We start from the raw sequence: 8,281 nt of genomic DNA, 5'->3' as shown, positions 1-8,281 counted from the left end.
GTTATGAGAAATTGAACCCCGACACGTGCCGTAAATAAAAGAACCCTACAAGAAAAGCCATTGCATTTGCCAGCACGATGGAAACCGTCTGAAAGACAAGGCACTTGCCGAGCCTCAGAAGAGATGGTGACCTGAGGAAAATCAGCAGGAAAACTGCAGCCGGAAACAATTGAATTGCCGAAAGCACCACCGAGAACACCTTGTCCGCGCCCTGCAATTCACGGTCAGCCGTATTCGTCAGCTCATACCAAGCGATGAACGCGAGATACGAAAACAAGAGGGAGCTATTCAGCAGGAGCCAGAAGAGACGAAGGCCTTGGGGCCACCGACCCCGAAACGACAGGGCGTCATCCATGAGCGTCCGTCCCCTCGCCGGCCATCCCACGATGCGCAGACTCCTGCGCCACCGCCTGCAGCATCTGCCCGCCCTCCGCATGCAGCTGCACCACCGCATCGATCTTCAACAGCTTCGGCAGGTTGTGCGTGATGAACAGCATCGTCACCCGCCCTTTCAGCGCGTTGATCGTCTTCGCGAAGCTCTCGGCCGTGTCGTGGTCGAGCGCCGATGTGGCCTCGTCGAAGATCAGCACCTTCGGGCCCTTGAGCAATGCACGCGCAATCGCCAGCCGCTGCTTCTGCCCGCCCGACAGGCCGCTGCCGCGCTCGCCGATCTCGGTCTGGTACCCCTGCGGCAACGCCTCGATCGTCGTGTGGATGCCGGCCATCTTCGCGGCCTGCACCACCTGCTCGAAGCTCGCGGCCGGGTTGCCGGCGCGCAGGTTGTCGAAGATGCTGCCGCTGAACAGCACCGTCTCCTGCGGCACCACGCCGAAGTGCGCGCGCAGCTCGTTGGCGGCCATGTGGCGGATGTCGACGTCGTCGATGCGGATCTGCCCCTGGCTCGGCTGGTAGAAGCCCATCAGCAGCTTCGCGAAGGTGCTCTTGCCGGTACCCGACGGGCCCATGATCGCGACCGTCTGCCCCGGCTGGATCGTCAGGCTCAGGTCCTGGTACAGCAGCGGCAGGTCATCGGCGTAGCGGAAGCCCAGGTTGCGCACCTCGATGCGGCCGGCGCCACCCGCCTGCCGCTGCGGCGTGATCGAGTACGGCTCGGCCGGCGCGTTCATCACGTCGCCCAGCCGCTGCACGCTCAGCGAAGCCTGCTGGAACTGGCTCCACAGCCCGACGATGCGCAGCACCGGCTGGCTCAGCTTGCCGGAGAACATCTGGAAGGCCACCAGCATGCCGATCGTGAAGCTCGGCTCCGTCATCACCGTGTACGCCCCCACCATCAGGATCAGCAGCGTCTGCACCTGGTCCAGCGTGGTCGCGAAGATGTTGTAGGTGTTGGCCGTCTGCTTGGTCTTGAAGCCCGACTGCAGGTAGCTCGCCAGGTAGCCGGCGAAACGCTGGCGTAGCTGCGGCTCCATCTGCAGGCTCTTCACCGTCTCGAAGCCGGCGATGTGCTCGGTGACGAAGGCCTGGTTGCGCGCGCCCAGCAGGAACTGCTCGTTCAGCCGCGCCTGGAACAGCGGTGCGATCACCACGCTCACCACCGCAATGACCGCCAGGATGCCGAGCGCGATGCAGGTCAGCAAGGCGCTGTACCAGAACATCAGCCCGAGGCAAATCACCAGGAACGGCAGGTCGAGCACCAGGCCGACCGCCGCGCCGGAGACGAACTCGCGGATCGTCTCGACCGCATGCAGCCGCGCCGCCACCACACCCGTGGGCCGGTGCTGGAAGTAGCGCAGCGGCAACCGCAGCAGGTGCTCCCAGATGGCAGCGCCCAGCACCGCGTCGACCCGGTTGCCGGTGTGCAGCACCAGGTACTGCCGCACCCAGCTGAGCAGGCTGGTGAAGACGGTGAAGATCAGCATCGCGATGCCGATCGCGATCAGCGTGCTCTGGGTGCGGTGCACCACCACCTTGTCGATGATGGCCTGCGTGAACAGCGGCGTCGCCAGTGCGATCAGCTGCAGCGCGAGCGACGCGAGCAGCACGTCGCGCCACACCTCGCGGTGCTTCATCAGCTCGGGCACGAACCAGCGGAAGCCGAAGCGTGGCGCCCCGGCCGCGCCATCGGGGTCGGCCGCTGCGGCAGTGACCGGCACCGCCAGCCAGGCCTCGCCTGTGATCGCCTGCGCGAACGCCTCGGCATCGAGCTCGCTCGCCGTCGCGCTGCCGGCCTTGAACAGCACCACCTTGCCGTCGACCGCGGCGGTCACGATGCCGAACACCGGCGCCGCATCGTCCGCGGCATCGGCCTTCAGCGCCACCAGCAGCGGGAACACCATGCGTTCCAGGCGCGCCGGCTTCAGCGTGATCTGCCGGATCTTCAGGCCGAGCGTACGGCCTGCCGCAATCACCGTCGCGTGCGTGCAGGGCGGCGGAAACTCGCGCGCCACCAGCTCGGCCGAGAACGGCTGACGATGCAGCGAACAGATCGATCCCAATGCCCACAGCAGCTGCTGTGGCGGCACCGCTTGCGGCGCCCCACCCCTCGTCCTCGTCATGGAGGCTCACTCCCGATTTTGTGTGGTGCAGTCTAGCCAGCGCGGGGCCGATTCCTCAGGGAATCGGCGTCCCCACTTTGGGGGATGACGCGGTCAGCAAAGCGTCGTAGCCGGCCAGGCCCGCCTGCATCGAATAGCGCTGTGCATGCTGGCGAGCGGCGAGCCGGCGGGCGGTCCAGGCACTGCCGCCTTCGAGCGCGCCGGCCGTGGCCTCGGCGATGCGCGCCACGTCGAAGAACGGCACCAGTGCGCCGGTCTCGCCGTCGGTGATGGCCTCGCGCACCGGCTCGGTGTCGGAGCCGATGATGGCCGCGCCGCAGGCCATCGCCTCCAGCAGCGACCAGCTCAGCACGAAGGGGTACGTGAGGTACACGTGCGCCGCCGACACCTGCAGCACCTTCAGGTACTGCGCGCGCGGCAGCTTGCCGGTGAAGTGCGTGCGCGCCGGATCGAGCTTCACCTCCTGCAGCATCTTCTCGCGCCAGTTCGTCGCATCGCGCACGCGCTTGCCGTAGCTCACGCCGTCGCCGCCGACGATGATCGCGTGGCAGGTCTTGTTCTGCTGCTGCAGCCGCTCCAGCGCCCGCATGAAGATGTGGAAGCCGCGGTACGGCTCGAGGTTGCGCGCCACGTAGGTGACGACCGGGTCGCCCGCCTTCAGCACCACGCCGCTGCGCGTGCGGATCGCCGCATTCGCATCGGGTGCGAGGCCGTCGGTGTCGATGCCTTCGTGCTGCACGCCGATCTTCGGCAGAAAGATCTCCGGGTGCCGGCTGCGCTGCCACTGCGTCGGGGTGACCGCGGCATCGCAGTTCGTCAGGTTCAGCGTGTGCAGCGCGTTCCAGGTGCGGATGCGCGCGCGGTCGTCGAAGCTGATCGGAAACTCCGCATCGAAGCCCAGGTCCTGGCCGTCGGCGTTGTAGTACCACTCGCACAGGTGCACGAGGCGCGCGTCGGGGAACACGTCCTTCGCATACAGCGTCTCGCCCCAGCCCGGGTGCGCGAGGATCACGTCCGGCTTGAAGCCGTGGTCGCGCAGCTTCAGCATCGCGCGCGCCGCCGCCTGGCCGTGCAGCGTGGCCGATTCCATCTGCCGCAGGTAGCCGTGCTGCTGCGCATGCGGTGCGCGCGCGAGCTTGTAGTTCAGCAGGCCGTCGAAGCCGGGCAGCCCGGGCGCCGTCTCGCGGCCGAGTGCGCGCACGTCCCAGCCCGTGCGCTTGGCCCAGGCCGTGACGAGCTGGCCAAACTGGCCGGGGAAGTTCTGATGGATCACCAAGACGCGCATCGTGCGATTCTCCGCTGCGAGTGTCGTCAAGCTGCCATCTGCCGCAGAGACAAGGGACCGTGCCACCGGGTCGATGGCGACGAGAAGGCGAGCTCATGCGCTGACGGTGTCGTCGGCGATTCGCCGGCGTGCAGCGGCGTCGGCAGGCCTTCGCGAACCGGTGTGCTCGACAGCGAGGCAGCCATCGCGTCCCATCCCGTCACCACGACCGGCATGGCCTTCTCGGTGGGCACGCTGCTCGACAGTACCGTGACCGTGACCGGAACCGTCGCGTGCCATCGGCCAGCTTGATCGTCTCGATCTTGTTGGCCGTGCCCACGTACCAGTTGATGATCGTCAGCTCGGCAACCGCTACTCAACCACCAAAGCAAAAGAACTCGCCACCGCATAGACACCCCCATCCCTGTAGGCAAGCAAGGCCTCGCGCAAATCCGACATCACCTCGTCTCGCTGCGCGTCGAGGTATGGTGGCAGGCGCAGTTGACGCAACTGGTAGCGGACCGCGCCGCTCTTCCCGTCGCTGCCGACGGCGTCCACAAGCGACAGATCGACCACGATGAGTTCCCCGTGCCAGAACGCGTTCTCGATCGATCGTCCATTGGCGGGAATTTGTTCCTCCGGTCACGAAGTTCTGATCGATCGCCTCGATGCCGTACGCCTGCCGGTCGTCATCGATGATGTACTCATTCACGAACGCCACGATGTTTCCTTTCAAGGCACGCCGTACATCACGTCCGACCTGAGCACGTACTTGACCCCCTCCGTCACCGCGGCCCCTTCATGCCACGTGTGATGAATGAACAGCAAGCCGCTGCCCACCTTCGGCACGATCTCGAAGGTCCGGAAATCCGTGGCGCCTCCGGCGAAGCGGCATCGCAGCCATCCGCCGCCACAGCAGATCGATCCATTCCGGCGCCTCGAACTGCGCGCGTTCGTTGTTGCGCACATTGGTCATGAACTGCGGCCCCGCGTCCGTTCGCACCGTCGCCTCGCCAAAGCCTCGCTGCTCGGCCAGTTCGATCAGCGCAGCGCACTCGCTGGCGAGCAACAAGCCCGGGACCGAAAGCACGCGAGGCGAATGAACCACCCACGGCTGCGGTGGTGCGTGCGCCAGCGCATCTGCCTCGCTGATGTACTCGTTGACGAAAGCCATTGTCTTTTTTCTCCCGATGACCCGGCGCAGTCTAGCCACGGCTTGCACCCGCGCAAGGCCCCTCTGAAGAGGGACATCTGAAAGCCAGATGGCGACATGCCGATTCGCCATGGCGCTGCGCCCGAGGCATCGATTTCATCAGCGAAATCGGGCGAGCCTCACGGCACGTCTCACCACGCCGCGAGGCCTGACCTGCCTGTCCCGCCGGGAGGCTCGGCGGCCTAGATCAGCTCGTCTTCACCATGCCGCGGCATGCCGAAGCGCGAGTTGCACAGCCCGCATTGGCAGCTCACGTCCACCACCGCCACGATCGACTGGCCGGGCACCGCTTCCGCCCGCTCAATCACCTGCAGGCCGCTGCGGCATGCGGGGCACCGTGGGTCGATGTCCAGCCTGACGTGCCGGAGGTAGGCGCGGGCCAGGCTCACGGCGAGGCCCTGGGCCTGCAGGTAGATCCGCTCGGCCCTTCGTTCGATGTGCAGCACGAACGCATCCATCACGACGGTCATTGCCCTGACGACCACGAGCGAAACACACAACGACAACATCGTCAGAAACTGCGTCCAGTTCTTCATGTCTTCTCCTTTCGACACCGGGTTGCACTGCGCGGTGGCGTCGATCGGGCGAGTCTAGAAATCAACTGTGCAGAACATTTGCACGTCTTGCGGCCACGTCAAATTGGGTGTTCGCGCACCGCGGCGATCGGCGTCGGCAGCCCTTCGCGCGTCGGCTCGGCCAAGCGCATCGCCACGTCCAGCGTGGCCCAGGAAGTTCTCCGCCGCGCGAATGAAAAAAGCCCCGAAACACAAGGGTTTGCGGGGCTTTCTCGGACTTCGGCGAACTTTGCCGGATCTATCACTGGCGGAGAGGGTGGGATTCGAACCCACGGTACCTTGCGGTACGCCTGATTTCGAGTCAGGTACATTCGACCACTCTGCCACCTCTCCTGAAACTGGGGCTTCGGCGGGTCAACTGCCGAGCCGCGGATTCTAGCCCAGGAAAAGGGCCGTTCCGCCCTCCCCTCAGCCTTTCAGCACCACCTGCCCGCCCAGATACGGCCGCAAAGCCTCCGGAACCGTGACGGATCCGTCGGCGTTCTGGTGGTTCTCCAGCACCGCCACCAGCGTGCGGCCCACCGCCAGGCCCGAGCCGTTCAGCGTGTGCACCAGCTCGTTCCTGCCCTGCGCGTTCTTGAACCGCGCCGGCATGCGCCGCGCCTGGAAGGCCTCGCAGTTCGAGCACGAGCTGATCTCGCGATACGTGTTCTGCGCCGGCAGCCACACCTCCAGGTCGTAGGTCTTGGTCGAGCCGAAGCCCAGGTCGCCCCCGCACAGCGCCACCACCCGGTACGGCAGCTCCAGCAGCTTCAGCACCGCCTCGGCATGGCCCACCATCTCTTCGAGCGCCTCGTAGCTCTTCTCGGGGTGCGTGATCTGCACCATCTCGACCTTGTCGAACTGGTGCTGGCGGATCATCCCGCGCGTGTCGCGCCCGGCGCTGCCCGCCTCGGAGCGGAAGCACGGGCTGTGCGCCGTCAGCTTGATCGGCAGCACGCTCTCGGCCAGCACCTGCTCGCGCACGCTGTTGGTCAGCGAGATCTCCGACGTGGAAATCAGGTACTGCTCGGCCTGCGTCTCGTCGCCGCCGCGGCTCACCCAGAACATGTCGTCCTTGAACTTCGGCAGCTGCCCGGTGCCTTCCAGCACCTCGCGGTTGACGATGTACGGCGTGTAGCACTCGGTGTAGCCGTGCTTCTCGGTCTGCACGTCGAGCATGAACTGCGCCAACGCCCGGTGCAGCCGCGCGATCGGCCCGCGCAAGAAGGTGAAGCGCGAGCCCGAGAGCTTCGCGCCGGTGTCGAAATCCAGCCCCAGCGGCGCGCCCACGTCGACGTGGTCCTTCACCGTGAAGTCGAAGCTGCGCGGCTCGCCCCAGCGCCGCACCTCGAGGTTGCCCGATTCATCGGCCCCCTCGGGCACGCTCGCATGCGGCAGGTTGGGCACGCTCATCAGCATCACCGAGAGCTCGGCCTGGATCGCCTCCAGCCGATCGCCCGAGGCCTTCAGTTCGTCGGCCAGGCCGGCCACCTCGGCCATCACGGCCGACGTGTCTTCGCCTTTGCCCTTCAGCATGCCGATCTGCTTCGACAAGCTGTTGCGCTTCGCCTGCAGTTCTTCGGTGCGGGTCTGCAGCGTCTTGCGCTCGCCTTCCAGCGACTGGAACAGCGCGACGTCGAGGTACGGTTGCGGCGACTTGCGCTTCTCGAGCAAGGTGACGACGCTGGCCAGGTCTTTGCGCAGCAGGGTGATGTCGAGCATGAGTCTCTCTAGGTAGATGGATCGAAATTCAGGAAATCAGACGTCGGCCATGGACTTGTCGCCCAGGCCCTTGGGCAGCGGAAAGTGCGTGGTCTCGATCACGCCCGGCATCTTGCGCACCGACACGGCGCCCAGCGTGCGCAGCCGCTCGATCACCTGCTGCACCAGGATGTCGGGCGCCGAGGCACCGGCCGTCAGGCCGACGCGCCGCTTGCCGTCGAACCACTGCGGCTGCAGGTCTTCGGGCTGGTCGACCATGTAGGCGTCGGCACCGAGCCGCTCGCCGAGTTCGCGCAGGCGGTTGCTGTTCGAGCTGGTCGGGCTGCCGACGACGATCAGCACGTCGACCTGCGGCGCCATCACCTTGACCGCATCCTGCCGGTTCTGCGTCGCGTAGCAGATGTCCTGCTGCTTGGGCTCGCGCACCAGCGGGAACCGCTTCTTCACCGCAGCCAGGATCTCGGCCGCATCGTCCACCGACAGCGTGGTCTGCGTCACCACCGCCAGCTTCTCGCTCTGCGCCACCTGCACGCGCCCGACGTCGGCCACGTCCTCGACCAGGTAGATGCCTTCGTTCAGCTGGCCCATCGTGCCCTCGACCTCGGGGTGCCCCTTGTGGCCGATCATGATGAAGTCGTAGCCTTCCTTGTGCAGCTTGGCCACCTCGACGTGCACCTTGGTGACCAGCGGGCAGGTCGCGTCGAACACGCTGAAGCCGCGCTGCGCCGCCTCGGCACGCACCGCCTGCGACACGCCGTGCGCGCTGAACACCAGCGTGGCGCCGGGCGGCACGTCGGCCAGGTCCTCGATGAAGATCGCGCCCTTGGCCTTCAGGTCGTTGACGACGTAGGTGTTGTGCACGATCTCGTGGCGCACGTAGATCGGCGAGCCGAATTTCTTGATCGCGCGCTCGACGATCTCGATCGCGCGGTCGACCCCGGCGCAAAAACCCCGCGGCTCGGCCAGCAGCACTTCGTCCAGCGTGTGGCTTGTCATGTGGTTCTCGCCC

9 protein-coding genes and 1 tRNA gene are annotated in these 8,281 nt (G+C 66.1%); 1 reads left to right on the top strand and 9 read right to left on the bottom strand.

The annotated features are described in order from the left end of the window. Position 1 precedes the first annotated feature (1 nt). From BUE42_RS19990 to BUE42_RS19980, 3 genes are read right to left on the bottom strand one after another with little or no spacing between them, the layout of a single operon-like run. Complete coding sequence (locus BUE42_RS19990) at positions 2–355, bottom strand: hypothetical protein (protein WP_073467053.1); 354 nt, start codon at positions 353–355, stop codon at positions 2–4. Continuing rightward, the gene (locus BUE42_RS19985; protein WP_073467052.1) at positions 348–2,516 is read right to left on the bottom strand and encodes a peptidase domain-containing ABC transporter; all 2,169 of its coding nucleotides are present in this window, start codon (positions 2,514–2,516) and stop codon (positions 348–350) included. Before BUE42_RS19985 ends, BUE42_RS19990 begins: the two co-directional genes overlap by 8 nt. A gap of 55 nt (positions 2,517–2,571) precedes the next feature. Beyond that, positions 2,572–3,801 (bottom strand): glycosyltransferase family 4 protein, encoded by a 1,230-nt coding sequence (locus BUE42_RS19980; RefSeq protein WP_073467051.1) that lies wholly within the window; start codon positions 3,799–3,801, stop codon positions 2,572–2,574. On the opposite strand from BUE42_RS19980, the gene BUE42_RS33845 reads away from it, so the two are divergent. Then, positions 3,781–4,092, top strand: a complete 312-nt coding sequence (locus BUE42_RS33845) for a hypothetical protein (protein ID WP_235002477.1) — start codon at positions 3,781–3,783, stop codon at positions 4,090–4,092. The genes BUE42_RS19980 and BUE42_RS33845 overlap by 21 nt on opposite strands. Positions 4,093–4,152: 60 nt before the next feature. Here BUE42_RS33845 and BUE42_RS19975 read toward each other — a convergent pair whose 3' ends face one another. From BUE42_RS19975 to ispH, 6 genes are all read right to left on the bottom strand, one after another. After that, positions 4,153–4,356 (bottom strand): hypothetical protein, encoded by a 204-nt coding sequence (locus BUE42_RS19975; RefSeq protein WP_073467050.1) that lies wholly within the window; start codon positions 4,354–4,356, stop codon positions 4,153–4,155. 223 nt (positions 4,357–4,579) lie between these two features. Further along, on the bottom strand, positions 4,580–4,954 hold the full coding sequence (locus BUE42_RS33840) for a 2OG-Fe(II) oxygenase family protein (protein WP_073467049.1): 375 nt from the start codon (positions 4,952–4,954) through the stop codon (positions 4,580–4,582). A 221-nt stretch (positions 4,955–5,175) separates the two neighbouring features. Next, positions 5,176–5,529 carry a hypothetical protein gene (locus BUE42_RS19965; protein ID WP_143171627.1) on the bottom strand — a complete coding sequence of 118 codons (354 nt, stop codon included), beginning with the start codon at positions 5,527–5,529 and terminating at the stop codon, positions 5,176–5,178. A 284-nt stretch (positions 5,530–5,813) separates the two neighbouring features. Beyond that, positions 5,814–5,901, bottom strand: a tRNA-Ser gene (locus BUE42_RS19960). Between the two features lie 75 nt (positions 5,902–5,976). Continuing rightward, entirely contained in the window at positions 5,977–7,272 is a 1,296-nt protein-coding gene (serS, locus tag BUE42_RS19955; RefSeq protein WP_073467047.1) for a serine--tRNA ligase, read from the bottom strand. 36 nt (positions 7,273–7,308) lie between these two features. Beyond that, positions 7,309–8,268, bottom strand: coding sequence for a 4-hydroxy-3-methylbut-2-enyl diphosphate reductase (gene ispH / locus BUE42_RS19950; protein WP_143171643.1), 960 nt, complete (start codon positions 8,266–8,268; stop codon positions 7,309–7,311). Between the last annotated feature and the right edge of the window lie 13 nt (positions 8,269–8,281).

The sequence above is a fragment of the Rhizobacter sp. OV335 genome, assembly GCF_900142965.1.
GTDB lineage: Bacteria > Pseudomonadota > Gammaproteobacteria > Burkholderiales > Burkholderiaceae_C > Rhizobacter.
This window is presented reverse-complemented; position numbering and strand designations above follow the sequence as displayed.

What these genes read in the sequence shown, in the direction of transcription:
- BUE42_RS19985 (WP_073467052.1), bottom strand. Translation starts at nt 2,516, where the DNA reads ATGACGAGGACGAGGGGTGGGGCGCCGCAAGCGGTGCCGCCACAGCAG.
- BUE42_RS33845 (WP_235002477.1), top strand. Translation starts at nt 3,781, where the DNA reads ATGGATCACCAAGACGCGCATCGTGCGATTCTCCGCTGCGAGTGTCGT.
- ispH (WP_143171643.1), bottom strand. Translation starts at nt 8,268, where the DNA reads ATGACAAGCCACACGCTGGACGAAGTGCTGCTGGCCGAGCCGCGGGGT.
- serS (WP_073467047.1), bottom strand. Translation starts at nt 7,272, where the DNA reads ATGCTCGACATCACCCTGCTGCGCAAAGACCTGGCCAGCGTCGTCACC.
- BUE42_RS33840 (WP_073467049.1), bottom strand. Translation starts at nt 4,954, where the DNA reads ATGGCTTTCGTCAACGAGTACATCAGCGAGGCAGATGCGCTGGCGCAC.
- BUE42_RS19990 (WP_073467053.1), bottom strand. Translation starts at nt 355, where the DNA reads ATGGATGACGCCCTGTCGTTTCGGGGTCGGTGGCCCCAAGGCCTTCGT.
- BUE42_RS19980 (WP_073467051.1), bottom strand. Translation starts at nt 3,801, where the DNA reads ATGCGCGTCTTGGTGATCCATCAGAACTTCCCCGGCCAGTTTGGCCAG.
- BUE42_RS19965 (WP_143171627.1), bottom strand. Translation starts at nt 5,529, where the DNA reads ATGAAGAACTGGACGCAGTTTCTGACGATGTTGTCGTTGTGTGTTTCG.